Source organism: Prolixibacter sp. SD074 (genome assembly GCF_009617895.1).
Taxonomy (GTDB): Bacteria; Bacteroidota; Bacteroidia; order Bacteroidales; family Prolixibacteraceae; genus Prolixibacter.
The window spans coordinates 115,001-141,913 of sequence record NZ_BLAW01000001.1 but is presented as its reverse complement, the minus strand read 5'-3'; the positions used below and the strand labels follow the sequence as shown (position 1 = coordinate 141,913).

Here is a 26,913-nt window from a genome sequence, read left to right as displayed (position 1 = left end):
ATAAACATGTATCTTTGCCTTCTCAAAATCAAAAAAACGTGGGAAGGATTCTGGCCCTTGATTACGGCAGAAAGCGAATTGGAGTAGCGGTGACCGATCCACTTCAGTTAATTGCCAGTAGGCTTACAACCATAGCTACACACGAAATCTGGGATTTTCTGAGTGAATATTTACAAAAAGAAGATGTTGAAACTCTTGTAATCGGTTATCCGGTGCAGTTAAACAACGAACCTTCTGAATCCATTCGGTACATCAATCCGTTTCTGAAAAAATTCAGGAAACTCTATCCTGACATGCCCGTTAAACAAATAGATGAGCGCTTTACATCCAAAATAGCGTTTCAAAGTATGATTGATGCCGGCTTGCGAAAAAAATCGCGACAGGACAAAGCAATGGTGGATGCCGTAAGTGCCACCATCATTTTACAATCTTATTTGGAAGAAAATAAATACAAAAAATAAACAGCATGATTTTACCTGTAACCGTTTTCGGCGACCCGGTTTTACGAAAAGTGGCTTCGGACATTGACAAAGACTACAAAGGTCTGCAGGAACTTATCGATAACATGTTTGAAACCATGTACAATGCAGAGGGAGTAGGACTGGCCGCACCACAGGTTGGTTTGTCTATCCGTGTTTTTGTGGTCGATGCCACGCCCATAGCTGACGAAGAACCGGAGTTAAAAGATTTCAAAAAAGCATTCATCAATCCCCATATCATAGAAAAAGACGGTGAAGAAGTTCTCATGGAAGAAGGTTGTTTGAGCATTCCTTTCATCCGGGAAGAGGTGAAACGGAAAAGCCGCATCCGCATGAAGTATTTCGATGAGAATTGGGTGGAGCATGACGAAGTATTTGAAGGATTTACTGCAAGAATTTTGCAACACGAGTACGACCATCTCGACGGAATCCTGTTTGTCGATTACGCTACACCGCTGAAAAAGCGTTTGCTGAAAAGCAAGTTGACAGCGATTACCAAAGGAAAAGTACAGCCTTCGTACCGGATAAAGCTTCCCAAAATCTAATTGGGGGTAAATTCGCTTCTAATATTCAAGGTATTTTAGTGAGATTATCGTAATTTAAATCATCTGATTATGGTAATCTCATTTTTATGACCAGCCTGACTGACCATCTTCGCCGAGTTCCTTTCTTCCGTTTTCTCCTTCCATTCGTCGCCGGAATCCTGTCCGGCTATTCCATAGAAGGCTTCCATTTGTATATTGGCCTCGCCGGGCTCTCCATTCTTTTTTTCTTACTGATAACATTTCGTCGATCGGGCTACCGGGTGGCACCTTTGTTCGGTGCTCTCCTGTACTTTTTCCTATTCGTCTTCGGATGGTACTGGTACCAACAACGACAATGCCGTCCCCAACCTATTCCGGAGCAAACAACACTCTTTGCCGTAGTAACGGGTTTCCCGGAAGAAAAGACCAATTCATACAAAACGGTTTTACAAATCCTTCCCGGCAAGCAAACCATACTAACATACCTGAAAAAAGATTCGATAGCTGCCAGTTTAACTCCCGGACAGGTTATTGCCTTTCATCGCCGACCAACCTCCATCCCACCTCCCACCAACCCGGGCGAATTCAATTACCAGGAATACATGATAAGGCACGGCATTGCTTACCGGCTCTATCTCAGCACAGAAGATTACTTCGTTACAACCGCAAAAATCCGCCTGAACCTCCGTCAAAAAGCGTTGGTTATTCGCAACCATCTGCAAAATGTATTTGTCCGTTACGGTTTTTCCGGCAACGAGATGAGCATACTGTCGGCACTGGTTTTAGGAGACCGGGAAAATATTGATCCGGAAATAAAGGAAGAGTTTACCAATTCCGGCGCCATTCATATCCTGGCCGTATCAGGCCTGCACGTCGGAATAATCTACTTCGTATTCAGCTTTCTGCTGCGTTTTCTAAAAACATACCGTAAGGGCCGCTTTGCCAGGCTCTTCATACTCCTCACAGTTATATGGGGTTATGCGTTTATTACCGGGTTATCTCCCTCTGTTTTGCGTGCAGCCACCATGTTTTCGTTCATCGCTATTGGCGAAAATATCAACCGCCAAAACAACGTTTACAATACGCTGGCAGCATCAGCCTTTTTATTGTTACTCTTCAATCCCATGTTGCTGTTTGAAGTAGGATTCCAACTGTCGTATGCAGCCGTTCTTTCCATCGTATTCTTTCAGCCATTAATTTACCATACCATTTACATACGCAGCTGGTGGCCCGATAAACTTTGGGGACTGCTGACCGTTTCCCTGGCGGCTCAAATTGGTGTTTCTCCTCTCTCTATCTTTTATTTCCATCAATTCCCGGTTTATTTCTGGCTGACCAATCTATTTGCGATCCCCCTGACCACCCTCATCATTTACGCCGCATTTCTACTTCTTTCACTCTCCTTCATTCCTGTAATAGGGAAAGTCATAGCACTTCTCCTGCACATTGTGGTAAAGGCCCTATTATACGCAGTGTCGACTGTTAACATGCTTCCCGGATCGATTATTTCCAATATTTCATTCCCCCCCCAAATGCTGGTTACTTCGATCCTGGTTATCATCTTTCTTACCCTGTTCATTACTGTAAAACAAAAGATATATCTTCAGCTGACACTACTTTCACTCATCATCTTATCGGGAATAACAACCTTCGAGAAGTATCAACTTCTAACCCGGCGGGAAATCGTATTCTTCAATATTCCCCGAAAAACATTGATTGCTACCATTCATGGCAAAAGCATCGTTTGGATTTCATCGGAAGATTCAATCACAACCAAAAAAAAGATGGCCATTTACATGGGGCCTTTCGAACAGATGCATGGTACAACCACGTCCGTAATAATTCCGTTATCCGGGAAAAGAGCCCGGCAGTTTTCCTTTCTACGCAAGAAAAAAGACATGATAAACTTCGCCGGTATGAGAATATGGGTCCCGGAAAAAGCAGAAATGCCGGCGTTTATGCCACCTGCCGACCTGATTTACTTGTATAAATTCGACCCTGAGGGCATCACGAAATTCAAGGCAGAAGAACATCCTGTTATGCAATTTGTTACGAACACCCCACCGTTTCCTGATAAAAAATCGAAAAAAGCCGGAAAAAGTAAAATCCTTCCGGGAAATGTATACTCTCTTCCTGACAAAGGAGCGCTACGCGCAAACATCTTTATTTCAGATAAAAACAAAAAAAACGGCATCAAAATTGGATATATAACTCATTAATAATTTACTTTGCGGTGCATTTAAAATTAGGCTGAAAGAATTATGAAAATTATAATTGCCGGTGCCGGCGAGGTGGGAACACACCTCGCTAAAATGTTATCAAAAGAAGATCACGATATTGTCCTAATGGACGACAACGAGGAAAAGCTGAATAATATTTCCTCCTTGCTTGATGTATTAACTGTTCTTGGGTCAGCCATATCAATCAGTGATCTGAAGGAAGCCAATGTTCAGCACGCCGACTTGTTCATTGCGGTAACGCCCTACGAGGAGCGTAATATCGTGGCCTGTCAGTTGGCCAAACATCTTGGGGGCCGCAAAACAGTCGCCCGAATTGATAATCAGGAATTTTTGTTTCCACAAAACAGAGAATACTTTGCCAGCCTGGGTATTGACGAATTGATTTACCCGGAACACCTGGCAGCCAAAGAGATTGTTACTTACCTGAAACAAAGCAGCACGCGACTGATTCATGAATTTTCGGGCGGTAAGCTTATTCTGTTTGGTGTCAAGATTCGTTCGAATAATAAAATCGTTGGCAAAACGCTGCGTGAGTTAGCCCAGGGAAAAGAAGAGTTCATGGCGGTAGCCATCACTCGTGAATCAGAGACGCTGATTCCGCACGGAGATGATCAGATTCTTGCTGGAGACATCGTTTTCTTTGTATCGAGCCCTTCCACTGTTCCGTCAATTCTTGAAAAAGCCGGTAAGAAACGATTCGAAGTAAAGAATGTGATGATCATGGGCGGAAGCCGCATTGGAATGAAAACGGCTATGCGACTGGGTGAGCATTTCAATGTGAAAATTATCGAGCAGGATAAAGCTCGCAGCCTGAAAGTTTCTGAAAAAGCAAACAAAGCCCTGGTTATTCATGGTGACGGCCGCGATATGGATCTACTGAAGACCGAAGGAATCGACCAGATGGATGCCTTTATTGCGGTAACCGGAAATTCCGAAACCAATATTCTTTCCTGCCAGTTGGCAAAGCAAGTAGGTGTCAAGCGGACCATTGCCGAAGTGGAAAACATCGATTATATCGACTTTGCCGAACGAATTGGTATCGGTGGTGTGATCAACAAGAAACTGCTGGCCGCATCGTATATTTATCGCTTTACGTTAAATGCCGAAGTATCACATGTAAAGTGCCTGGCTGCTTCAGATGCAGAAGTTCTCGAATTCATCGTGAAAAAAGATTCACTGGTAACCCAAAAAACCATCCGCGACCTAAGTTTCCCGGAAAATGCAACTATTGGAGGATATATCAGGCAAAATCAGGGGTATATTGCCAATGGCGACACAAAATTTATTGAAGGAGATAAGGTTGTTGTTTTCACCCTGCCCTCAGCGTTGAAAAAAATTTCGAAATTCTTTAAATAATTTTCCACCCGGCCTAAGAGAAGAAATTCTGTGTTTAACTTCAAGGTCATCGTAAAAATAATGGGACTGCTTCTCGTGGCAGAAGCAACGGCCATGATTGTTGCACTACTCGTGGCAATTGGATACGGTGGGCCCGGCATAAATTCATTTCTCTATTCAATTGGAATTACAGTAATTTCCGGAGGTATTCTTTTTCTATTCGGAAGAAAAAGCTCAAATAATATCGCCAAGCGTGATGGCTATATCATCGTTACGTTAACCGGGATTGTATTTTCCCTGTTCGGAAGCCTGCCTTAGCACTTCCTCACGGGATATTGTTTTGGCGTAGTATGACGCAATGGTTGGGCGGTATGGGAATCATTGTTCTTTCTCTCGCAATTCTTCCGGTATTAGGAATCGGAGGGATGCAGTTTTTTGTTGCTGAAGTTTCCGGCCCAACGCCAAACAAGTTACATCCGCGGATTAAGCAGACGGCCAAACGATTATGGGGCATATACGTGCTATTTACCGTTCTGGAAACCATCTTGCCCTACATCGGGAAAGTGCCATTGTTCGATGCAGTCTGTCACTCCTTTACCACCATGGCAACAGGAGGTTATTCAACTAAACAGGCAGGTATCGCATTCTTCACATCGCCATACATTCAATATGTTATAACCATATTTATGTTTCTGGCGGGTACTAATTTCTCTCTCTCCTATCTTGTCCTTAACGGGAAATTGAAAAAGGCATGGGCAAATGAAGAATTCAGGTGGTACGGATTACGCCGGCTTATTCATCCCAATGCGGTTATTCCGGTCCGATTCAATCAACGAACAGTTTCCGATCAGATTATGCTGAATGTTCTGGCCTTCTTTATAATTTACGTATTGGTCTTTTTCGGAAGCGTGGTCATTTACACATTCATCGAACCCGATTTAAGTTCAGCTATTGGCGCTGTTGCAACCAGTTTGGGTAATATCGGCCCCGGCTTGGGCAATGTGGGACCTACGGAGAATTTCTATCATGTACCAGCTTTCGGTAAATGGTTTCTTTCGTTCCTGATGCTACTCGGACGTTTGGAGCTCTTCACCATCCTGATTCTGTTCACTCCTTTCTTCTGGAGAAATTAAACCGAAAGAATTACTCGAGTAATTCACCTTTCCCCTGCCGAATAATTTGTGGAACATCCCCGGTACAATCCACTACCGTAGAAGGAATATTATCACCATATCCACCGTCAATAACCAAATCGATCAAATCGCCAAACTTTTCTTCAATCAGTTCAGGATCGGTCGTATATTCCAGTATTTCATCCTCATCACGCACCGAAGTCGACATAACCGGATTTCCCAATTCACGGACGATTTCGCAAATGATGTTGTTATCAGGGACCCTGACGCCAACGCTTTTCTTCCGGTTCTTAAACATTTTTGGCACCTGGCTATTAGCCTGAATAATAAAGGTAAACGGTCCCGGAAGATTTTTTTTCATTAGCTTGAAAACCGGATTGGAGATGGGCTTACTAAAATCGGATATATGGCTCAAATCATGACAAATAAATGAAAAATCAGCTTTTTCCGGTTTCATATTTTTCAGGCGGGCCACCCGTTCAACTGCCTTGGGTTGCGTAATATCGCAACCGATACCATAAATTGTATCGGTTGGATAAACGATGACTCCACCGTTTCGCAACACATCAACCACCGTCAGGATATCTTTCTGATTTGGATTTTCTTCATAAATGCGTATCAACATAGCGTTCCTGCTTGATGCCGGAGCAATATCCGGCAAGATTGCCTAAAATTAATTTTTTCAGACTAAATTCGCCCGCGATTAACCATAAAAGATTTTCAGCTTTGAAGCAGTCAACCGATCTGACACACGGACATATATCACAACAGATAATTAAGCTATCAGTTCCCATTATGGGCACATCTTTCATTCAGATGGCCTATAGCATGATCGACATGATTTGGCTCGGACGCGTAGGCAGCGATGCCGTAGCCGCTGTCGGCGCAGCTTCGTTCTTCACCTGGCTCGGTATTTCACTCATGCTGATAACCCGTACAGGAGCTGAAGTAGGGGTTTCGCAATCACTCGGATCCGGAGACAATAAAAGGGCTATCTCATTTGCGCAACAATCGCTTACAGGAGCGTTGGCACTGGCAATTTTGTATGGGATTTTAACCTATATTTTTGCCCCCGGACTAATCGGTTTTTTTAAGTTGGCGAACACCGATGTCAATCATAACGCTGTTTCTTACCTCCGGATTATTTCTGCCGGTTCCCTCCTCTATTACAGCAATCCGACTTTTTCCGGCGTATTCAACGGGGCTGGCAATTCCAAACTACCATTCCGGATTAACTCCATCGGGTTATTGCTGAATATTGTTGCCGATCCACTCCTTATTTTTGGCGTTGGCCCCATTCCGCAAATGGGTTCTGATGGCGCTGCCTATGCGACTGTTGCCTCACAGGGGCTGGTGTTGTTGTTGTTTATCATTCGAATAAAAAGCGGAAAGTCGCCATTAAACAAGGCCAGCATTCTTTCCGGTTTGGATCTTCCGTACATGCGGAAAATTTTCAAACTCGGTTTACCGGTCGCAATGCAAAGTATTTTGTTCGCCATTTTTGCCATGATTCTGGCCCGCATTGTTGGACGTTGGGGAGCGCTTCCTATCGCCGTACAGAGTGTTGGCGCGCAAATTGAGGCACTAAGCTGGATGACGGCCAGTGGATTTGCCACCGCCCTGGGCGCTTTTGTCGGACAAAATTTTGGTGCAGCAAAATGGGAACGCATTTACAAAGGATTTCTCATCACAGTTGGACTTAGCAGTGTCGTTGGCTTTATTGTCGGCATTCTGTTTGTCGGTTTCGGGCAACAGGTATTTGCCATATTCATTCCCGAACCGGACGCCATCCAAATGGGAGGTAAGTATCTTGAGATTCTGGGCTACTCACAAATATTCATGTGTATGGAAATTGCCACATCCGGAGCATTTAACGGAATCGGGCGTACCATGCCCCCTTCTATTATCGGAATCACATTAACCGGCATGCGCATCCCCCTCGCCTTGGCGCTGGCGCTCGGTACATCATTAGGGTTATTGGGCGTTTGGTGGAGCCTCTCTTTAACGTCCATCCTAAAAGGTATCATTCTGTTTGTCTGGTTTTACCGGCTGGTTACTAAACATCCCGATAATTTGGCCGTGCAAGGGCGACCGCTGCAGTTCATTCGTCTGATTCCAAACCGTATCAGGCAACAATTTCTCGGAATAAAAACCAAATAGACAATGAAACGGCAAATACTGACAACCGAAGATGGTTCGCATACCCTGTATGTTCCCGAAATGGATGAGCATTACCACTCAATTCATGGGGCCAGGCAGGAATCGATGCATGTTTTTATTGAAGCCGGATTGAACGCCCATCCCGGGAAAGAACTGACCATTTTTGAAGTAGGCTTCGGTACCGGATTGAACGCATTTCTCACAGCCTTGGAAAGTAAGCATCAACAAAGAAAGATCACCTATCACACCATCGAAAAATTTCCCTTACGGGAAGAAGAATGGAAAAGCCTGAACCCTGAAAAGGATACAGATAATGAAGACAGCCAACTATTCACCCACCTCCATAACTGTCAATGGGAAAAGATAAACCATATTGATGATAAATTTCAACTACAGAAAATAGAAGGCGATTTAACAAACTTCAATTTCCAGGCACTTCCTCCATTCGATTTGGTCTATTTCGACGCATTTGCCCCCGATAAGCAACCACAACTTTGGTCACCCAAAATATTTGCCGCCATTTTCAATCATATGGCGAATGATGGAATACTTGTTACCTACAGCGCCAAGGGCACAGTGAGGCGGATCATGCAGTCAGCAGGTTTTCAGATGGAAAGAATTCCGGGGCCTCCGGGAAAAAGAGAAATGCTCAGGGGAAGAAAACCCTGATTATCTTTTGTTTTTTTAACAGCGAGCCAAAGGACTCCTCATCGAAAAAGTATATATTCGCAAGACATAAAAAGCTCAATATTATTATGTCAAAAAAGGAGTTAAACTCACAAGTAGAAAAATTTAGTTATTCCATTGGTTTGAGTATTGCAAGCAATCTAATCGGTTCAGGAATCAAAACAATTGATGCCGAATCTTTTAGTATGGCTATTGAAGATGCCTATGAAGGGCACGTACCGAAAATAAGTGCTGACGAAGCCAATCAGATAATCCAGGAATATATCAGCCGGGTCCAGGATAAAGAAAAAGACGAAAACCTGAATGCAGGAAAAGCCTATTTAGAAGAAAATAAAAAGAACCAACACGTCGAAGAACTTCCCAACGGGATGCAGTTTGAAGTGATGGTCCAGGGAGACGGCGAATTGCCTTCCGCTTCCGATAACGTAAAATGTCACTACCACGGAACATTAGTTGACGGTACCGTGTTCGATAGCTCCATTGAGCGGGGCGAACCGGCTCAGTTTCCGGTAAACGGCGTCATCCAGGGATGGCAGGAAGCTCTTCAGCTCATGCCCGTAGGTTCAAAGTGGAAACTGTTTATTCCCCCGCACCTCGCTTACGGCGAAAACGGTGCAGGTGGTGTAATTGGCCCTAATGCAACCTTAATTTTTGAAGTAGAATTATTGGAAATTGAAAAATAATCAAAAGCTTAATTATAAAATCTTTGCACTAAAATTCTTAACATTTTAACAACTATGAAAATTCTCAAAATTGCACTTATCCTTGTTGCCGCAGTATTGGTGATGGCATCATGCAATCAGCAGGCAAGCCGCAATGTTACGCTCAAAACAGCTGCTGACTCTGCCAGTTACGCCATTGGCGTCGATCTGGGAAACAACATAAAAATGAACCTGAAGAATACTCCGGGTGGTGTAAAACTTGATTCAAGTATTATGCTGGCTGGATTTGAAGATATGCTGATGGACAATGACCTGAAAGTACCTGCCGAAAAAGGGCGGACTATTATTCAAGCTTTCTTCAGCAAAATTCAGGATCGGGTAGCTCAGGAAAACCTGGAAAAAGGGCAGAAATTCCTGGAAGAAAACGCAAAGAACGACAGCGTAAAAACGACTGACAGCGGACTGCAGTACAAAGTCATCAAGCAAGGTAACGGTGCGGTTCCAAAAGCAGGACAAAAAGTAAAAGTTGACTACACCGGAAAAACGATTGACGGAAAAGTATTCGACAGCTCTATTCAGCGTGGCAAACCGGTTAGTTTCCAGGTCGATCGCGTAATCAAAGGATGGACGGAAGCTTTGGAAATGATGCCTGTTGGTTCAGAATGGATGCTCTATATCCCTGCTGATTTGGCTTACGGCAAGCGCGGTGCAGGTAAAGATATCGATCCTAATTCTACCCTGATCTTTGAAGTTCACCTATTAGGAATTGAAAAATAATCCAAATTAATGGGCTGATATTGGCCCGGAAAAAGGAACACAATCAGGACTCGGAACGGCCAACGCCCTTCCGGGTCTTGCCTTTTTCAACCGATAAACAGTTACTTAAAAGAAACCAGATTATGAGTTTTAAAGTGAAGGGACAGATTGAGCAGTTGCTTCCGGTTGTAACAGGTACCAGTGCCAGAGGAGAATGGAAGAAACAGGAGTTTGTCGTTCAGACCGATGAACAATACCCAAAAAAAATTTGCTTTACTTTATTCAACGACAAAATTAACTTGCTGGAAGGCTTTAACAGCAACATGGAAGTGGAAGTGTCGTTTAGTGTGGAGTCAAGAGAATATAATGGAAGGTGGTTCCATAATGTAAATGCCTATCGCATTGATAAGGCGAATACTGAACCGGAAGGGTTCAATCCACCACCGTTTAACGAGAATGATATACCGCCTGAAACGGAGGATGACGGCGGCGATTTGCCATTCTAAAAAAAAGAGGGTGTCCGAAAAGTTGAATTGGAAAAGTGTTTACTTTCAAATTGAAAGCAATCTTGGATTTACCCCTCCTCCCGATGGACATCGGGACTCCCTAAAGGTGAGGCTTAAAGTCCCCTTCAGGGTTCCGATACTTCGGAATAGGGGTAAATAACTAAAGCTGTACTTACAATTTGATAGTTCTGAAAATGCTCTTTGGACTTTTCGGACACCCTCTTTTTTTATTTTATTGGAATTTGCCTTTTAAATTCCTGCTCTAATGAGATAAAAGTCTCCGTCCGGGAGATTCCATCGATACCCTGAAGATCGGTATCGATAATCTTCTTCAGGTGCTTATTCGTTTTGGTCTGTATTTTTATAAAAATTGCATACTGACCGGTCGTATGATGGCACTCCACAATTTCTGAGATTTCGCGCAATTGCTTCACAACTTTTCTATCGTAACTTGCTCTTTCGAGATATATCCCCATATAAGCACAAGTGTTGTATCCAAGCTTTTGCGGGCTCACAATAAATTCAGAACCGGTAACTACACCCAAATTCAACAGGCGCTGAACACGTTGGTGAATCGCAGCGCCGGAAACACCACACTCACGGGCCACTTCCAGAAACGGAATACGGGCATTGGTGGTGATGAGCTTCAATATTTTCCTATCCAAATCATCGATCTGGATGATCTGCTCCTGAAACTCCTCTTCATTTTCTGCATTATACTTTTTTACCATACTTTCGATTTGTCACAAAATTGGCTATTTTTTTTATATATTAAAAGAGCCAATGTTATAAAACATCGGCATTTATCCATCGATAAATCGACATTAAAAAACACCTCGCGGGCAGGATCAGCCTAATACCTCGCTAGTGATGAGCAATATACGCGGCAACCAAATCACATTAACAACGCTTTATAAAGGACTGCAAACATACAAAATTCAGGCTTCATTATTGTTCACCTGCTTCAAATTGCGAAAATCTTCGCCGGAAGGGTTCTGAAAAACCCGTAGTCCGAATTCAGGTAATACGGCTAGAATATGATCGAAGATATCAGCCTGCAATTCTTCGTAGTTTGCCCAACGCTGATCTTTACTAAATACATATATTTCAACAGGGATTCCTTTTTCAGTTGGTTGCAAATGACGAATCAAAAATGTCATCTCATCATGCACCATCGGATGATTGTGTAAATAAGCTTCAAGATACTTTCGAAAGATTCCCAGGTTAGTTTGTTTTCTACCGGAGACATAATCCCGATCATCAAGTTGTTTTGCCTGGTTATATTCCTTAATTTCCTTTTCCTTTCTCTCTACATATTCCCGAATAAGAGAGAACTCACGAAGATGCTCCAGCAACTCAGTATCGGCGAAACGTACCGTCGTCATATCGATATTAATGGATCGCTTGATTCGGCGTCCGCCAGATTCCTCCATCCCAATCCAGTTCGTCATTGAGCCTGAAACCAAGGCATATGTCGGAATGGTCGTAATGGTTTTGTCCCAGTTCTGCACTTTTACCGACGTGAGAGAAATATCTTCTACCGTTCCATCAGCATTGTAGGAGGGCAACGAGATCCAGTCTCCAGGCTTCACCATTTTATTGGCAGCCAGCTGAATACTGGCAATAAAACCAAGAATGGCATCTTTAAACACGAACAACAACACAGCTGCCATTGCCCCCAAGCCGGTAAATAGTCTTCCGGGGCTCTTCGAAATGAGCACCGAAACCAGAAAAATGCCCCCAATAAAATAAAGCAACAACTTCATCAGCTGTATATAACCCTTTATTGGCCTTGCCTTGGAAAAAGGATACGTTTGATAAATATCGAGTGATGAACTAAGCAACCGGTTAAAGACAGCTATGAGAACAATAATCAAATAAATTTTGGCTATTCCCAAAAGCGCCCCAGCCATCCAGCCAATATCATTTCCGGCAAAGTTCGCCGCCCACCGGATTATTAAAACCGGAGCGATATGTGCCAGTACGTTAAAGACCCGGTTTTTAAATAGGATATCGTCCCACTCAAAACGAGTACGTTTTACAATTCTGGAAAATACTCCCCGCAATGCAGACCTCAAAATCAGATGAAAAATGCCGGAAATGGCAGCAATACTGAAAAGCACAACTATGGCTGAAAAAAGCACAGCCATTTGCTCATTATGAACTACATCGAGAAAAAGATTCTTTAACCAGGAATAATATGTTGACATTTTTACAGTTTTAAATAAAAAAGGTTGATTAATTTTCCCACCATGAAAGCAAAAATAAACAAAGATACCTACATGAAAAGCATCCTTTTAAACATACTTTTCATATTACTGCCTTTTTCGGGAATTGCTTTTCCCCGATTTGGTCAATATTTTACGGAAGGCGCCCTTCGCTTCGATTATCTACTGGCAGGCAACAACAAAACAGTCCAGGTTTTCCCGGCGGCCACCAAAAGAGAAAAATTCTGGAGCGGTTCACACAATTACCTGGTCGATACATTAAACTTAGGAGCTTACCGTTACAGGGTATTCGACAAAAATAGCGGCAAGTTGATTTTTAGCCGGGGGTTTGCCCCGCTTTTCCAGGAATGGCAAACCACACCGGAAGCAAAAAAACAAGAACGCTCATTCTACCAGGCACTCCGCTTTCCGTTTCCTCAAAACGAAGTAAAACTTGAAATTGATCAACGAAACTGGGATGGTAAATTTGTTCCGGTTTTTCAAACCGATATTGATCCGAAAGATTATTTCATCATTAATGAAACGCCTACAAAAGAGAAAGTAGTAGATGTTTTACATTCGGGGAAACCGGAAAATCATGTAGACATCGCGATTCTGGCTGAAGGCTACACCGCAGACCAAATGGACAAATTTGTACGTGACGCCACCCGTATGACTGATTATCTCTTCGCCGTATCACCATTTTCTGAAAACAAAAGCAAATTCAATGTTTATGCGGTCGAAACTCCATCGGTTGAATCGGGGACTGACATTCCCGGACAACATATATACAGGAACACAGCTTTCAATACAACCTTTTACACGTTTGATGTGCCACGTTATTTAACTACGACGGATATGAAATCGGTTAGCGATGCTGCAGCCTGCGTACCTTATGATCAGGTAATTGTTCTGGTTAACTCCGTAAAATACGGTGGAGGCGGATTCTATAATTTCGTTAATGTCTGCACAGCCGACCATAACCTGTCAAACCTGGTTTTCGTACACGAATTTGGACACGGATTTGCCGGGCTTGGAGATGAATATTACACATCGGCCGTAGCATATGAAGATTATTACAATCTAAAAGTGGAACCATGGGAGCCCAACCTGACCACATTAGTTGATTTTGGGAAAAAATGGAAAGACATGGTGGCTCCTTCTACGCCAATCCCTACACCTCGCACTCCTGAATATAATAATAAAACAGGTGCTTTCGAAGGTGGCGGTTACATGAATAAAGGAGTTTACAGTCCTTACGAAGACTGCCGGATGAAGTCTAACGAAGCATCAGGTTTTTGCCCTGTTTGCAAAAGAGCCATCATTCGGACCATCGATACGTATACCAAATAATTACGTTTCAATACAACTAAAAAAGAGGGTGTCCGAGAAGGAATATAATGGAAGGACATGTAACTCCGGACGTAAGAAGCTTTTCGAGTTACTGAAGGGTGAAGGACGAGACGTTGCGACACAATCTATTTCCGGTATTAACCTGAAATATGTGTGGTCGTTTGTTACCAGCTTTTTTAATAAACTAAACCTTGACTAATTTCGATTACCATCAAGATAAAAGCCCGTTCTTCCATATTTGTAATACATATTCATATATTGATTTATTGCACATTACAGGACAATGCAGTCATCTACATGCTGTACAACATATAACTTTCAATTTGTTACACAAAAGAACAAAAAGGAATACAACCGAAATTAAAAATCCACCGCATACTTCTAAGAAATCAAAAACCTGAACCGCCTAATTTAAAAGATAAAATAGACACATTTCTGTAATGTATACAGACCGCATTTTACCTTTCGAAAAGTGATTGCAGAATGCAAAAAAAGCAGTTGATTTGTATCGTTAATTACAATTTAAAACTAGTTAAACAGATAAAAAATTCGAGGTCATGAAAAACTTGAAACAATATTTCGCAATTACAATCATGGCATTGGTTATATCACTTTTCAGCAGTACAACATTTGCCATTGGTAATAAAAACAGCAATGATTTAAATGGCTTTAAAATCACACCTGTTGAAAATATCGGAACGAGCCATACCGATGTTTGGAACCTGGAATATTCCAATTCAGCAAAAAACATCAACATTGTAAAATCAGTTGAAAAGGGAGTAACTCAGTACATCGTTCGCGGAGAATTCCTCGAAGTTCGCTATGTTTCTTCCAAGAAAGGTTTCGGCGCCCGTTTGATTAAAGAATCTGAAGCACAAGTCCCAAGCGCCATCCGCGATAACGTTATCAACCTGGATGCCGTTAAGCAACAACGCATTATCAGTTCAGAACCTGTAAATGACCAAACAGCGCTCAGTCTCATAGCAGCATACCTGCCTGAGTTGGTTAACAACAATTATAAGCACATTTTACAGTAAGTATTCACACGAGGTTAAACGATGTAAAGCCTTCCGTAACCGGGAGGCTTTTTTATGTGCGGGAGACGATACACAGTTGTGAGAAAGATTATATTTTTGCTAAAATAATACATCTATGATTGACTTTTGTACCACCGTCGCAGCACGGGAAAATTTCTCGACAAACCGGTTGAAGTTGAAAAATTAAACAACTCATAACCGCAGGCTTACTGGCCCCTTCTTCCAAGAATAACCGCCCCTGAAAGTTTTTAATTGTTGATGAGCCGGAGAAACTCAATGTGCTGTCTTATTCCAGGCACTACGGCTCTTCTTTCCTGGCCAACACCCCATTAGCCATTATTATTTTAGGTTCTCAGGAAAAGAGCGATGTTTGGGTAGGGGATTGCTCCCTTTACTGATAAAGGCGTAATATTTCTTCGTCGCTATTACCCGTTGTAATTGTCTTCTTTATCAACTCACCATTTATCCCCTCATACCCGAACTGGTAGCTTGTTTCTTTCTTCAGTCGAAAAGGCAAAAGCCGGTTCAAATCATCCGTAGACGATGGAGAAAACCCAAAATCAACCTTCTCACCGTTTTGAGTAACCGTTACCTTCTCGTGTACCCGGTTATTGCTGTCATCGGCTGCAGTTGTTGAATCTTTCAGAACGACCACCTTCACCCACAATTCGTTTTCGCCCAATTGTTCATCGGTAAGTTGTTTCCTATACAGGTCAATATAACGCTGAGTTACATCAACTCCGTGCACATAACCGGCCTGCTCATCCCACACCAACGGATACTTCATCCCGGTAGGTTTATATGATGTAGCATAGATGCGATGTTCGGGCTGTCCCGGGTCCGCTTTTCCGGCATCGGCCAAGAACCAGCTCTTATTCAGCGCGTCCATATAGTATCCGGTAAAGTACCATTTCCCGTCGATCCAAACTTCCACCCAAGTATGATTTCCCCGCATATTGGTCCACATGGGCGTACCGGCAATGCGCGCAGGGATTCCAACCGACCGAAAAGCATCGACAAGCAAAATCGACAGGCCGGTACAGGTTGCCATTCCCTGCTGAATCGACTCATAAGGCGCCTGATCGACTTTCTTGCGCCTGGTGTTGTATTCCACCTTCAGGATATCCTTTATATGGCGGTTTACGCTGTCAACAGCAGCCAGCATACCAGGCGCTTTTTTAACCAGGGGCGCGAACCATTTGAAAAAATCCGCTCGCCAACGTTCTCTCTTTTCGGAAAGAACGGCATACGGCAAAACTTCATTATAAAAAATAGAATCGGGTAACGCGGCGGTCCATTTAAATTTATCGCGTGCTTCATAAGCTTTATCCACATTTTCGATCAGGAACTCGGCTGAAAGGCTATTCAAATCACGCTCGGGCATGTACCCGATTAAAAATGCCATGGCTGGCTTTTCGTCATGACTGGCATCTTCCAGTGCAATCTTCAACTCTTTCCGGTTATCGTCTGCTTTGCGTAATGCGTTACGGACAAGCTGCGTCTCCTGTCGGCTCAGGTCACGGTGCCATGAATCATGGCAGGAGGTCATAAAACCGGCAATTAGTAAGAGGGGTAGTATTCGATACATTGATATGTTTAACTAAATAATATTTACACGAATTAAGATATTTTTACCTGCCTCCCAAAACATTTGACAAAGCAATAATGTTCTGGTTATCAGAAGAGCTTAATTCATATTGAATCCAAATTCACACAGCAATTTTTCCCGTCGGGCATTGCATTCCGGAACCTGAAAGAAAGAGAAATAAATATTGGGCGCACTGCCATTGTCCTTCAACCAAAATTAAATACCGGCTTTTACTGACAAAAAGTTAATAATTGTTACAAATAATGATAAAGATGGATTGTTTATTGAAGATTTATAAACATTTATCTTAATTTTGGAACAGGAAAAATTTGCTGCCATGACACACAAACACCATCTTGACGAAATCGATCTGAAAATTCTGGATATTATCAGTCAGAATGCCCGTATACCCTTTAAAGACGTTGCTTCGGAGTGCGGAATTTCGCGCGCTGCGGTACATCAACGGGTCAACCGGATGATTGAGATGGAGGTCATCACCGGTTCAGGATACAATATCGATCCGAAAAAAGTGGATTACCACACGTGTACCTACATTGGAATTTTTCTGAATAAAGGTGAACTGTATCATAAGGTTGCCCGGGAATTAATGTCAATTCGTGAAATTGTTGAATGCCATTATACTACAGGTCAATACGCGATTTTTGCCAAGGTTTATGCCAAAAACAATGAGCATTTAAAAGAAATTCTGAATGACCAGATTCAGCGGATTTCGGGAATTTCGAGTACAGAAACCTTTGTTTCGCTGGAAGAAACGTTCAACCGGCAAGTCCCCATTTATAAAAATCAGGAATGAGCCTGTATGCGTTGACGAACGGCTTCGAAAATCAATACCGAAGCGGCCACTGAAACGTTCAACGAAGCAATTTGTCCAAATTGCGGAATTTTCACCCACGCATTAGCTAATTTCAGTAACTCCGACTCTATTCCTTTGTCCTCGGCCCCCATAACAATGGCTGTTGGTTCCTGCATCGAAGTTTCGAAGTAATTCTTCTCTCCCTTTTCAGTCGAGGCCAGAACATTCAACCCACTCTCGCGCAGAAAAATAATGGTATCAGAAAGGCTTTTCACCCGGCAAACCGGAATAATATTCAAGGCCCCGGCAGAAGTTTTCAGTGCATCAGCATTAATCTGGGCCGCACCTTTTTCAGGAATAACAATAGCATGCGCTCCGGCAACTTCTGCAGAGCGGGCTATCGCACCGAAATTCCGCACATCGGAAATTTTATCGAGCACCAGTACCAAAGGTACTTCACCCTTTTCATAGATTCCGGGAATCACATTTTCAATTTTCTGATAGGTGATTGGAGAAAGAAATGCCAAAACGCCCTGATGGTTCTTCCGTGTAATCCGGTCGATGCGCTCTATCGGAACATTCTGGACCGGAATATCCATCTCGCGGACAAGCGAAAACAGTTCACGCGATAATTCATTGGAAAGGCCTTTCCTTACCAGGATTTTCTCGACTTCCTTACCAGCCTTAATCGCCTCGATGACAGATCGTGTTCCAAATACGAAGCTGCTTTTATCAATCGGGGCGCGGTGCCTTACCACGTTTTTTTTGCGTTCCATTCTTCCAGTTCCTCCGTTGTTTTTCCCCAGTCTTCCATCTTCTTATCCAACTCTTTCTTTTTCAGGGAATATTTTTCGAGCAATTGCTCCATATCTTCATTATCAGGATTGGCTAATCGCCCGTCCATTTCTTCAATTTCGGCTTCCAGCGAAATAATTTTCGCCTCTGTTTCGTTCAATTGTTTTTCCAGTCGTGAAATGGTGCGATTAACCTCTTTGCGCTCTTCATAGTTGAGCTCCGGTCCGTCATTTCGTTTTTCTTCCTGTTCAACGACTCGCTGAACAGGCTCATTATTTTTCCGCTCTAACTCTTTCAGCGAATCCATCTTCCTCCGGCGAAGAAACTCATAAATACCGCCCAGGTGTTGTTTTATTTTCTTATCACGAAATTCATAAACAACATTGACCAGCCCATCCAGAAATTCACGGTCGTGCGAAACCAGCAACAGGGTTCCGTCATAATCCTGAAGCGCCTGCTTCAAAATATCCTTCGAATGCATATCCAGGTGGTTGGTCGGCTCATCGAGAACAAGGAAATTAACCGGCTCCAGCAACAAGCGAATCATGGCTAAACGCGACCGTTCTCCACCGGAAAGCACTTTTACTTTCTTATCGACATCTTCGCCGCTAAACATAAATGCTCCAAGAATATCGCGGATTTTGGTCCGGACATCGCCAACAGCAATCCGGTCAATGGTGTCGAACGCCGTGGCGCTCTCATCCAGCAACGAAGCCTGGTTCTGGGCAAAGTACCCGATTTTTACGTTGTGCCCTAATTTAGCGTGCCCGTCAAATTCGAGCTCCTGCATAATGATTCGCGCCAGGGTGGTCTTTCCTTCGCCATTCTTGCCGACGAAAGCAACTCGGTCACCACGCTCAATGGTCAAATCAATATCATTCAGCACCATATTGTCGCCATAACGCTTGCTCATCTGTTTCGCTTCAAAGACCACATTACCAGAGCGGGGAGATGGCGGAAACTTGATGTTCAATGAACGAACATCTTCTTCGTCAATTTCAATGCGGTCAACCTTTTCCAGTTGTTTGATCCGCGACTGAACCTGAACTGCTTTCGTTGCCTTGTAGCGAAAACGTTCGATAAATTCCTCCGTATCCTGAATCATTTTTTGCTGATTGCGGTATGCAGCCATTTGCTGTTCACGGCGTTCTTTACGCAATTCAACATATTTCGAGTAACCAACTTTGTAATCGTATACCTGACCAAGTGAAATTTCGACCGTTCGATTGGTTACATTATCGAGAAATGCCCGGTCGTGCGAAACCAATACTACTGCTCCGGCATAATCTTTCAGGAAATTCTCCAACCATTGAATCGATTCGATATCCAGGTGGTTAGTCGGCTCGTCGAGAAGGAAAACATCCGGCTTAGCCAATAGAATCTTAGCCAGCTCGATACGCATTCGCCAACCTCCGGAAAACTCGGTTGTCTGCCGGTCGAAATCAGAACGTTTGAATCCAAGTCCAACCAGGGTTTGCTCAATATCGGCGTGAAAATTCCCACCGCCCAACAACTGAAAACGGTCATTGGCTTCGGTAACCTCATCAATTATTTTGTGATAAGCATCCGATTCATAATCCTCGCGGGTAGCCAGTTGATGATTCAGATACTCAATTCGCTTTTCCATCGCTACAATTTCGTCGAAGGCAGCAACAGCCTCTTCCATCACTGTTTTACCATCTGCCGTAATCATGTGCTGCGGCAAATAACCAACCCGCACGTCCCGGGGTGCTACCACCCGGCCTGAACCTGGCTGCAACTGTCCGGAAAAAATTTTCAGCAGCGTTGATTTACCTGCACCATTTCGTCCAACCAAACCAATCCGATCCCGCGGATTCACGATGAAACTTATCTGCTTGAATAACTCAAATCCACCAAACTCCAGGTGTAAATCTTCAACTGAAATCATAAAACACTACTTCTTCTAAAATTGGGACAAAGATAACAGAAATTACAGGGGAGGCCACTGGTTGTTTCCGATTATCAGCCTTGATCCTCATTCTTTTCCGGCACCAAATTACGGACGTTGAACCAATCACTTTGGCCGCCCAAAACCAAGGTTTTCCATACAAGATGAATTTATATCTTTGGAGAAATTAAAAACAGAAGATTTTGGGCAGAAGAAAAAAACCGCTTCCCTTATTCGAAAGGGTAACCATTGCGGATGTAGGAGCTGAAGGGAAGGCCGTTGCCAAGGTTGATGATATTGTTATTTTCACCACACATGTGGTTCCCGGCGACATAGTCGATTTGCAGGTATTCCGGAAAAAGCGCCGGTTTATGGAGGCACGGGTTGTGAACATTCATGAATATTCGTCCGAACGCACCGATGCGTTTTGCCAGCACTTTGGCACCTGCGGCGGTTGTAAGTGGCAATATTTACCCTACGACAAACAACTTTTCTACAAAGAAAAACAGGTGACAGAACAGCTGCGGCGTATCGGACATTTAGAGCTGCCTGAAATTACGCCCATCAAGGGTTCCGATAAAACTACTTTTTACCGGAACAAACTGGAGTTTACTTTCTCGAATAAACGCTGGCTCACGCAGGACGAGATTGATACAGGAAAAAATTTCGAGAACATGGATGCACTGGGATTTCATATTCCCGGGATGTTCGACAAGGTGCTCGACATTGAGAAATGCTGGCTTCAGACCGAATCGTCGAACGACATACGGAACGAAATCAGGGCGTATGCATTGAAAAATAATCTTTCATTCTTCGATATCCGAAACCAGGAAGGCTTGCTGCGCAACCTGATTATACGAACCGCCAGCACCGGCGAACTCATGGTCATTATTTCCTTCTTCCACGAAAGTGAAGAGGAACGAATTGGTTTGCTGAAGCATGTAAAAACGAAATTCCCGGAAATCACATCGCTGATGTATGTGATTAACGAGAAAGCCAACGACACCATCACCGACCAGGAAATCATTTGTTTTTCCGGACGCGACCACATCTTTGAAGAAATGGAAGGGTTACGGTTCAAAATCGGTCCCAAGTCGTTCTACCAAACCAACTCTAAACAGGCTTACGAATTATACAAAATTGCACGTGAATATGCTTCCCTTACGGGAGATGAAGTGGTTTACGACCTGTACACCGGAACCGGGACCATCGCCAATTTTGTAGCCGGGGAAGCCAAAAAAGTGGTGGGAATCGAATATGTACCCGAAGCCATCGAAGACGCAAAAGTCAACTCTGAATTGAACGATATTCAGAATACCTCCTTTTTTGCGGGCGACATGAAGGCCACTCTTACGCCGGAGTTCATCGAAAAAAACGGACAACCGGATGTCATCTTCACCGATCCGCCACGTGCCGGAATGCATGACGATGTGGTGAAAGTAATGCTTCTGGCGGCGCCTAAGAAGATTGTTTATGTGAGCTGCAACCCGGCCACGCAAGCCCGCGATTTGACCTTACTCGATGAGGGATACCGCGTAGTGAAAGTTCAGCCGGTTGATATGTTTCCGCACACGCACCATGTCGAAAACGTTGTGTTGCTCGAAAAGCGAGAAAACGAATCCGCTAATTTCCGCTTTGCGAAATAAAATAAAAAACGCCGGTTGGAAGCATGAACTTCCCGACCGGCATTTTTTGTATCTCGCTAACGTATTACGATTGGTCTTTCAAAATCACATCATGCGCTCCACCTTCCACAATACTGGTCGACGAAACCAACGTTACCTTACCATTTTCCTGCAACTCTTTAACAGACAAAACACCACAGCTGCACATGGTCGACTTGATTTTCCCCAGTGTAATATCCAGGTTATCCTTCAGTTTCCCGGCATACGGGACATAGCTGTCAACACCTTCCTCGAACTTCAGGTTTTCGCTGCCGCCCATGTCATATCGTTGCCAGTTCCGGGCACGGTTCGAACCTTCGCCCCAATACTCCTTCACATAGTTGTTACCAACTTTCAGTTTCCGTGTCGGACTTTCGTCGAAACGGGCAAAATAACGTCCCATCATCAGGAAATCTGCTCCCATCGCCAACGCCAGCACCATATGATAATCGTGAACAATACCACCGTCACTGCTAATCGGAATGTAAATACCGGTTTCCCGGAAATACTCGTCGCGGGCTTCGGCCACCTCAATCAGGGCAGTTGCCTGTCCACGTCCAATACCTTTTGTTTCGCGGGTAATACAAATTGAACCACCACCAATTCCAACTTTCACAAAATCAGCACCAGCTTCCACCAGGTAACGGAAACCTTCTTTATCGACCACGTTTCCGGCACCTACTTTTACATCGTCGCCATAAGTCTTTTTGATGTACTGAAGCGTTTCGCCCTGCCACTCCGAAAAACCATCGGATGAATCAATACAGAGCACATCAGCGCCAGCTTCGAGCAATGCAGGGACCCGTTCTTTGAAATCACGGGTATTGATACCTGCTCCAACCATCAGTTTTTTATTAATGTCCGATAATTCGTTGGGATTGTCCTTGTGATCGTCATAATCCTTTCGGAATACGAAATACTGTAGCTTCTGTTTTTCGTCGATAATCGGCAGACTATTCAACTTGTTGTCCCAAATAATATCGTTGGCTTCATTCAGCGAGATGCCCAATTGGCCGACAAACAAATCAGAAAAAGGAGTCATAAACTCTTTTACCTGTTTATCGAGACTATCTTTTGAAACACGATAATCGCGGCTGGTTACTACCCCCATCAGTACACCGTTCGCTGTACCGTCGTTGGTAATGCCTACCGTAGAATGACCGGTCTTTCTCTTCAACGCAATAATATCAGCCAGCGTATGTTCGGGAGTAAGGTTTGAATCACTTACCACAAAACCTGCTTTGAATTTTTTTACCCTCCGCACCATATCAGACTGCGAATCGATGGGCTGAGAACCAAAAATGAAGGACAAGCCTCCGTTTCGTGCCAGCTCGATTGCCAAATTATGGTCGGAAACCGACTGCATAATAGCCGAAACAAAGGGGACATTCAGTTCAAGGGAGGGCGTTTCTCCTTTCCGGTACTTTACCAGTGGAGCCTTCAAAGAGACATTATTGGGAGTACATTCTTTAGTCGTGAGCCCGGGAATCAGAAGATACTCATTAAACGTCCGGGATACTTCATTAAAATACTGGGCCATATCGATTGGATTGTTGTTATTAGCACACCTTTTGCTTAAAAAATTTCGCAAAGGTAACCAGCCCGGAATTAAAATACAAAATATCAGAAAGATTTCACAAATTTCATAATGGGCAATCCAGGTAATCGTCCGGTTTATATCGAATTAAAAGTTAGAGGAGACAGCTCCGGGAGAAGGTGAATCGCTGGTTCGCTTTATTTCGATGAAAAAGGTTGAACCCTCGCCCGGTTTACTTTCCAGCCATATTTTTCCACCACTTTTCTTCACAAAATTACTGCAAAGTTTAAGACCAAGTCCATTTCCTTCCTCACCCCGAATGCCATTGGTCGTAAAATACTTTTCTTCGTTGAAGATTTTCGATTGATCCTCGGGTTTTATTCCAACGCCCGTATCGGCTACATACAAAATAACAGTACCATTTGTTTTGGAAACTCCCATTTCGATATATCCACCTGAAGGGGTAAACTTCATTGCGTTGGAAAACAGATTACGAATGACCATCTTGAGCATCTGATAGTCGCTATATACAGTAGTTTCCGGTGAACAGGCATTCACCAGGTTGATATTCATTTCACGGACATCCGGCTGGAAGAACGTAATAATCTCATTTCCCAAATCATATACGTTGATAGTAGTGTAGTTGACCGTTGTTGTATTCAACTGTTGCCGGGTCCACGATAAAAGATCTTCCACCATGTTCAATGCACGGTCCGTCAACTGCATGTTGTCCCGGATAAGTTCGCGCTTTTCTTCTTCCGATAATTCATCCGCTGAAAGTAATTCCAAAATATTATAAAGTGACATCAACGGAGTTTTAATGTCGTGCGAAATAATGGAGATCAGTTTATTCTTGAAAGCATTTTCCTTCTCCAACAGTTTATTTTGTTCGGTGATTTCATTGTTGTTTGAAATTAATGCCTGATTCAACCTTGATTTCAATCGCGAGCGATAGAACAACAAAATCGATATAAGCAGGGCGCTGATGACAATGACGATGGAAAGAAGTATCAAAATCTTTTGCTGTCCCAGTTTCAGGCGAACATTGGTCAAGGCCTGTTTATCGAGTTGCTGGCGCTGCATCAGAATCTTATTGGTCGCTTCCTTTTTCTGCAACTCATAAAGAAAAGCAAAGTTACGGGTAGTCTTATTATTGATGGTGTCCTGATACTGCGTGTTGTACTTACTGTATAAATCGTAAAACTTTAATGCTTGGGAAGCATTTCCTGTATCACGATAATTATCAGCCAGCAACTTCGTTATTCCAGGCAAGAGGTGTAACATATTATTTTCGGTAGCAAGTTGGAATGCCTCGTTCGCAAACCTGGCAGCTATATGAAATTTCATACGATTCTCATAATACTTTGCCATTTGCGTCGTCCCCTCAGCCAACACATCATAAATATGAAACTTACGCGCCAGGGCAATTGATTTAGTCAACTCATTGAAGGACTTTTCCGTCTCACCCAGATTTCGTTGAATGAGCCCCAAATTCAGGTAAATGATGGAATGCAAATACGATTCACATTGTCCTGAAAGTAAGGCTTTTGCCTCGTTGGTATATTTTAAAGCCGTTTTATTCTGATTATTTTCATAGTTCAAATTCCCTATATTAATCAGGGCAGTAGCCTGCATATTTCGATAATTCAAAGAATCAGATAAATCACTGACCTTTTGATAATATTCCATAGCCAGTGAATCGTTTCCCAAATAGAGATAAATATTGGCCAGGTTATTCAATGGTTCCAGGTAATACTCCCGGCTCCCCATTTTCTCAAGCGTATCGATGGCAGCACGGTAATACTGCAGCGCCATTGCATAACTTCCCCGAATATCGTATGCTTTCCCGAGGTTATTATAGAGGACTGCCATGAACTTCTTATTGTTCCGTTTTTTGGCAAGCTCCAAAGCTTCTTTCAGGTAATTAATACCCGTTTCAGAGTTATGCCGGTCTATCATTGCATTTCCCAGATTAATCATCGCAGGTAATGCAGCCACGGAATCATGACGTAATTGTGCCAGATGCAAAGACTTGCTGTAGTAATAAAAGGCAGAATCGCGCCGTCCTTTTAACTGCATAACTTTGCCTTTGGCATTCAATACAACCGCAAGCAATGATGAATCGTTTAAATGTTTGGCATAGGTCTCTGCCAAGTTTGACAAACTGTCCGACAGATGAATATTCCCCTTAATCACTTCCCGTCCGGCAATATACGCCATTACCGCAACCGCAGAATCGGGATTAACTGAAGTTGTCGAATCCAGCTTTTGCAACAATTCAGGCAAAATTAACCGGGAAGAGTCGTAAGCGGTTGTCAAATACCTGTCATATTTTTTGACAAGCAGGTGCAATTCTCCTGATGACTGCACCAGTTGTTGCCCATTATCATTTTTGCTGTGACAACCAGTAAGAAATAGTAAAAGAACAATAAATACAAGTTCAGTTACTGATAATGAATATATTGACTTGTAGTATTTTCTATCCAATAGTACGTAGTATTTGTGACCTTATAAAGTACTTTATAACCAATGCTTCTAAAAAATAATTCAAACGCCTCTGATCTTTATGTAACCAGAATGAGATAAAAGGAAAACGGTAGCCAATATGAATTTATTTCACCAAACGCACAGAATATCTGACCAATTTGTGTAGTTCGTTAATCAGAAACGAGTTAGAAAATAGTTTGGTTTCATTCTACACTGTAGGCATCGGGCCTACATAATATTTCTCCAACAGCCTCGACTCCTCCCGTCAAAAAAAAAGGCAGCCATCTGGCCACCTTCACACACACAACACTCCTAGCCTTTCCCGGCATTTACCGGAACTCACTAATCAATCCTTTCAGGGTATACAATATCTTAAATATCACGCCCGTTGTCTTTTGTCTCTCCCCTGGTGCCTTTATCAGGGACCAAAAAAGCCCGGCTCCAATCAAGGAACCGGGCTTTACGTTTAAAATAAGCGGCGGCCTACTCTCCCACATTTCTGCAGTACCATCGGCGCTGGCGGGCTTAACTTCTCTGTTCGGTATGGGAAGAGGTGGGGCCCCGTCGCTGTAGCCACCTAAAGTTTTCAGCTTGCTTTTCAGCTATACAATATCTTTTTGTAAAACAGTGGTAAGTGTTAGGTTTTAGGTTTTAGGTGTGAAGTAGTTATGCTTACTCCCCACTTTTGCCTTTTTACTTCTCACTTTTGCCTTTTTACTTCTCACTTATTTTACTGACATGAACCCTGGAAGAAAACACTTCATTACAACAAAAACACCAATTTCTAAAACCGGCATGGAAAGTTTCGGGCTATTAGTACCGCTCGGCTTTGACGTCACCGTCTTTACACCTGCGGCCTATCTACGTCGTCGTCTCCAACGGCCCTCTAAGGAGACCTCATCTTGAGGCGGGCTTCGCGCTTAGATGCTTTCAGCGCTTATCTCTTCCAGACATAGCTACCCAGCGGTGCCCCTGGCGGAACAACTGGTAAACCAGTGGTCTGTCCAACGCGGTCCTCTCGTACTAACGTCAGGCCCTCT

The 26,913-nt window shown here is 43.3% G+C and carries 23 protein-coding genes and 2 rRNA genes (1 of these 25 running past the window's edge); 15 read left to right on the top strand and 10 right to left on the bottom strand.

Going from position 1 to position 26,913, the window contains the following annotated elements; translation table 11 throughout:
- Positions 1-38: 38 nt before the first annotated feature.
- From ruvX to GJU82_RS00625, 6 genes are all read left to right on the top strand, one after another.
- Entirely contained in the window at positions 39-461 is a 423-nt protein-coding gene (gene ruvX, locus GJU82_RS00645; RefSeq protein WP_153630382.1) for a Holliday junction resolvase RuvX, read from the top strand.
- Between the two features lie 5 nt (positions 462-466).
- Complete coding sequence (def, locus tag GJU82_RS00640) at positions 467-1,024, top strand: peptide deformylase (RefSeq protein ID WP_153630381.1); 558 nt, start codon at positions 467-469, stop codon at positions 1,022-1,024.
- A gap of 86 nt (positions 1,025-1,110) precedes the next feature.
- Entirely contained in the window at positions 1,111-3,222 is a 2,112-nt protein-coding gene (locus GJU82_RS00635) for a ComEC/Rec2 family competence protein (protein WP_153630380.1), read from the top strand.
- Positions 3,223-3,264: 42 nt separating this feature from the next.
- The gene (gene trkA / locus GJU82_RS00630) at positions 3,265-4,599 is read left to right on the top strand and encodes a Trk system potassium transporter TrkA (protein ID WP_153630379.1); all 1,335 of its coding nucleotides are present in this window, start codon (positions 3,265-3,267) and stop codon (positions 4,597-4,599) included.
- Positions 4,600-4,659: 60 nt separating this feature from the next.
- Positions 4,660-4,896, top strand: coding sequence for a hypothetical protein (locus GJU82_RS17290; protein WP_228488503.1), 237 nt, complete (start codon positions 4,660-4,662; stop codon positions 4,894-4,896).
- Between the two features lie 32 nt (positions 4,897-4,928).
- A complete protein-coding gene (locus tag GJU82_RS00625; RefSeq protein WP_255473914.1) occupies positions 4,929-5,711 on the top strand; it encodes a TrkH family potassium uptake protein in 783 nt (260 codons plus the stop codon).
- 10 nt (positions 5,712-5,721) lie between these two features.
- On the opposite strand, the gene GJU82_RS00620 is transcribed toward GJU82_RS00625, so the two are convergent.
- On the bottom strand, positions 5,722-6,336 hold the full coding sequence (locus GJU82_RS00620; protein WP_153630378.1) for an L-threonylcarbamoyladenylate synthase: 615 nt from the start codon (positions 6,334-6,336) through the stop codon (positions 5,722-5,724).
- 101 nt (positions 6,337-6,437) lie between these two features.
- On the opposite strand from GJU82_RS00620, the gene GJU82_RS00615 reads away from it, so the two are divergent.
- The 5 genes from GJU82_RS00615 to GJU82_RS00595 all read left to right on the top strand — a co-directional run bounded on the left by GJU82_RS00615 (position 6,438) and on the right by GJU82_RS00595 (position 10,482).
- Complete coding sequence (locus GJU82_RS00615; protein ID WP_228488501.1) at positions 6,438-7,871, top strand: MATE family efflux transporter; 1,434 nt, start codon at positions 6,438-6,440, stop codon at positions 7,869-7,871.
- Between the two features lie 3 nt (positions 7,872-7,874).
- Positions 7,875-8,540, top strand: a complete 666-nt coding sequence (gene mnmD / locus GJU82_RS00610) for a tRNA (5-methylaminomethyl-2-thiouridine)(34)-methyltransferase MnmD (RefSeq protein WP_153630377.1) — start codon at positions 7,875-7,877, stop codon at positions 8,538-8,540.
- Between the two features lie 86 nt (positions 8,541-8,626).
- Positions 8,627-9,241, top strand: a complete 615-nt coding sequence (locus GJU82_RS00605) for an FKBP-type peptidyl-prolyl cis-trans isomerase (RefSeq protein ID WP_153630376.1) — start codon at positions 8,627-8,629, stop codon at positions 9,239-9,241.
- A gap of 54 nt (positions 9,242-9,295) precedes the next feature.
- Complete coding sequence (locus GJU82_RS00600) at positions 9,296-9,997, top strand: FKBP-type peptidyl-prolyl cis-trans isomerase (protein ID WP_305071362.1); 702 nt, start codon at positions 9,296-9,298, stop codon at positions 9,995-9,997.
- Between the two features lie 122 nt (positions 9,998-10,119).
- On the top strand, positions 10,120-10,482 hold the full coding sequence (locus tag GJU82_RS00595) for a DUF3127 domain-containing protein (RefSeq protein ID WP_153630375.1): 363 nt from the start codon (positions 10,120-10,122) through the stop codon (positions 10,480-10,482).
- A gap of 227 nt (positions 10,483-10,709) precedes the next feature.
- On the opposite strand, the gene GJU82_RS00590 is transcribed toward GJU82_RS00595, so the two are convergent.
- Together GJU82_RS00590 and GJU82_RS00585 are read right to left on the bottom strand one after the other, a co-directional pair.
- Positions 10,710-11,213 (bottom strand): Lrp/AsnC ligand binding domain-containing protein, encoded by a 504-nt coding sequence (locus GJU82_RS00590; protein WP_153630374.1) that lies wholly within the window; start codon positions 11,211-11,213, stop codon positions 10,710-10,712.
- Between the two features lie 207 nt (positions 11,214-11,420).
- Positions 11,421-12,692, bottom strand: a complete 1,272-nt coding sequence (locus GJU82_RS00585) for a mechanosensitive ion channel family protein (RefSeq protein WP_228488500.1) — start codon at positions 12,690-12,692, stop codon at positions 11,421-11,423.
- Between the two features lie 42 nt (positions 12,693-12,734).
- Here GJU82_RS00585 and GJU82_RS00580 point away from each other — a divergent pair, with 42 nt between their 5' ends.
- Complete coding sequence (locus tag GJU82_RS00580; protein WP_228488499.1) at positions 12,735-14,042, top strand: M64 family metallopeptidase; 1,308 nt, start codon at positions 12,735-12,737, stop codon at positions 14,040-14,042.
- A 557-nt stretch (positions 14,043-14,599) separates the two neighbouring features.
- Positions 14,600-15,079, top strand: a complete 480-nt coding sequence (locus tag GJU82_RS00575) for a hypothetical protein (protein ID WP_153630373.1) — start codon at positions 14,600-14,602, stop codon at positions 15,077-15,079.
- A 391-nt stretch (positions 15,080-15,470) separates the two neighbouring features.
- Here the strand turns inward: GJU82_RS00575 and GJU82_RS00570 are convergent, their stop codons facing one another.
- The gene (locus tag GJU82_RS00570; protein WP_153630372.1) at positions 15,471-16,667 is read right to left on the bottom strand and encodes a transglutaminase family protein; all 1,197 of its coding nucleotides are present in this window, start codon (positions 16,665-16,667) and stop codon (positions 15,471-15,473) included.
- A 337-nt stretch (positions 16,668-17,004) separates the two neighbouring features.
- Here GJU82_RS00570 and GJU82_RS00565 point away from each other — a divergent pair, with 337 nt between their 5' ends.
- Positions 17,005-17,481: an Lrp/AsnC family transcriptional regulator gene (locus GJU82_RS00565; RefSeq protein WP_153630371.1), complete on the top strand. Its 477-nt coding sequence runs from the start codon at positions 17,005-17,007 to the stop codon at positions 17,479-17,481.
- On the opposite strand, the gene rlmB is transcribed toward GJU82_RS00565, so the two are convergent.
- Both rlmB and GJU82_RS00555 read right to left on the bottom strand, forming a co-directional pair.
- A complete protein-coding gene (rlmB, locus tag GJU82_RS00560) occupies positions 17,472-18,257 on the bottom strand; it encodes a 23S rRNA (guanosine(2251)-2'-O)-methyltransferase RlmB (RefSeq protein ID WP_153630370.1) in 786 nt (261 codons plus the stop codon). The two genes, GJU82_RS00565 and rlmB, sit on opposite strands and share 10 nt — an antisense overlap.
- Positions 18,233-20,185, bottom strand: a complete 1,953-nt coding sequence (locus tag GJU82_RS00555; RefSeq protein ID WP_153630369.1) for an ABC-F family ATP-binding cassette domain-containing protein — start codon at positions 20,183-20,185, stop codon at positions 18,233-18,235. Before GJU82_RS00555 ends, rlmB begins: the two co-directional genes overlap by 25 nt.
- A 203-nt stretch (positions 20,186-20,388) precedes the next feature.
- Here GJU82_RS00555 and rlmD point away from each other — a divergent pair, with 203 nt between their 5' ends.
- Complete coding sequence (gene rlmD / locus GJU82_RS00550) at positions 20,389-21,831, top strand: 23S rRNA (uracil(1939)-C(5))-methyltransferase RlmD (RefSeq protein WP_153630368.1); 1,443 nt, start codon at positions 20,389-20,391, stop codon at positions 21,829-21,831.
- Positions 21,832-21,895: 64 nt separating this feature from the next.
- Here the strand turns inward: rlmD and GJU82_RS00545 are convergent, their stop codons facing one another.
- The 4 genes from GJU82_RS00545 to GJU82_RS00530 form a co-directional block, all read right to left on the bottom strand.
- Positions 21,896-23,389, bottom strand: coding sequence for an IMP dehydrogenase (locus GJU82_RS00545; RefSeq protein ID WP_153630367.1), 1,494 nt, complete (start codon positions 23,387-23,389; stop codon positions 21,896-21,898).
- Between the two features lie 144 nt (positions 23,390-23,533).
- Complete coding sequence (locus GJU82_RS00540; RefSeq protein WP_153630366.1) at positions 23,534-25,756, bottom strand: tetratricopeptide repeat-containing sensor histidine kinase; 2,223 nt, start codon at positions 25,754-25,756, stop codon at positions 23,534-23,536.
- A 587-nt stretch (positions 25,757-26,343) separates the two neighbouring features.
- Positions 26,344-26,454 (bottom strand): 5S ribosomal RNA (gene rrf, locus GJU82_RS00535).
- Between the two features lie 213 nt (positions 26,455-26,667).
- Positions 26,668-26,913 (bottom strand): 23S ribosomal RNA (locus tag GJU82_RS00530); it runs 2,651 nt beyond the window's last position.

What these genes read in the sequence shown, in the direction of transcription:
- def (WP_153630381.1), top strand. Translation starts at nt 467, where the DNA reads ATGATTTTACCTGTAACCGTTTTCGGCGACCCGGTTTTACGAAAAGTG.
- GJU82_RS00635 (WP_153630380.1), top strand. Translation starts at nt 1,111, where the DNA reads ATGACCAGCCTGACTGACCATCTTCGCCGAGTTCCTTTCTTCCGTTTT.
- trkA (WP_153630379.1), top strand. Translation starts at nt 3,265, where the DNA reads ATGAAAATTATAATTGCCGGTGCCGGCGAGGTGGGAACACACCTCGCT.
- GJU82_RS17290 (WP_228488503.1), top strand. Translation starts at nt 4,660, where the DNA reads ATGGGACTGCTTCTCGTGGCAGAAGCAACGGCCATGATTGTTGCACTA.
- GJU82_RS00625 (WP_255473914.1), top strand. Translation starts at nt 4,929, where the DNA reads ATGACGCAATGGTTGGGCGGTATGGGAATCATTGTTCTTTCTCTCGCA.
- GJU82_RS00620 (WP_153630378.1), bottom strand. Translation starts at nt 6,336, where the DNA reads ATGTTGATACGCATTTATGAAGAAAATCCAAATCAGAAAGATATCCTG.
- mnmD (WP_153630377.1), top strand. Translation starts at nt 7,875, where the DNA reads ATGAAACGGCAAATACTGACAACCGAAGATGGTTCGCATACCCTGTAT.
- GJU82_RS00605 (WP_153630376.1), top strand. Translation starts at nt 8,627, where the DNA reads ATGTCAAAAAAGGAGTTAAACTCACAAGTAGAAAAATTTAGTTATTCC.
- GJU82_RS00600 (WP_305071362.1), top strand. Translation starts at nt 9,296, where the DNA reads ATGAAAATTCTCAAAATTGCACTTATCCTTGTTGCCGCAGTATTGGTG.
- GJU82_RS00595 (WP_153630375.1), top strand. Translation starts at nt 10,120, where the DNA reads ATGAGTTTTAAAGTGAAGGGACAGATTGAGCAGTTGCTTCCGGTTGTA.
- GJU82_RS00590 (WP_153630374.1), bottom strand. Translation starts at nt 11,213, where the DNA reads ATGGTAAAAAAGTATAATGCAGAAAATGAAGAGGAGTTTCAGGAGCAG.
- GJU82_RS00585 (WP_228488500.1), bottom strand. Translation starts at nt 12,692, where the DNA reads ATGTCAACATATTATTCCTGGTTAAAGAATCTTTTTCTCGATGTAGTT.
- GJU82_RS00580 (WP_228488499.1), top strand. Translation starts at nt 12,735, where the DNA reads ATGAAAGCAAAAATAAACAAAGATACCTACATGAAAAGCATCCTTTTA.
- GJU82_RS00575 (WP_153630373.1), top strand. Translation starts at nt 14,600, where the DNA reads ATGAAAAACTTGAAACAATATTTCGCAATTACAATCATGGCATTGGTT.
- GJU82_RS00570 (WP_153630372.1), bottom strand. Translation starts at nt 16,667, where the DNA reads ATGTATCGAATACTACCCCTCTTACTAATTGCCGGTTTTATGACCTCC.
- GJU82_RS00565 (WP_153630371.1), top strand. Translation starts at nt 17,005, where the DNA reads ATGACACACAAACACCATCTTGACGAAATCGATCTGAAAATTCTGGAT.
- rlmB (WP_153630370.1), bottom strand. Translation starts at nt 18,257, where the DNA reads ATGGAACGCAAAAAAAACGTGGTAAGGCACCGCGCCCCGATTGATAAA.
- GJU82_RS00555 (WP_153630369.1), bottom strand. Translation starts at nt 20,185, where the DNA reads ATGATTTCAGTTGAAGATTTACACCTGGAGTTTGGTGGATTTGAGTTA.
- GJU82_RS00545 (WP_153630367.1), bottom strand. Translation starts at nt 23,389, where the DNA reads ATGGCCCAGTATTTTAATGAAGTATCCCGGACGTTTAATGAGTATCTT.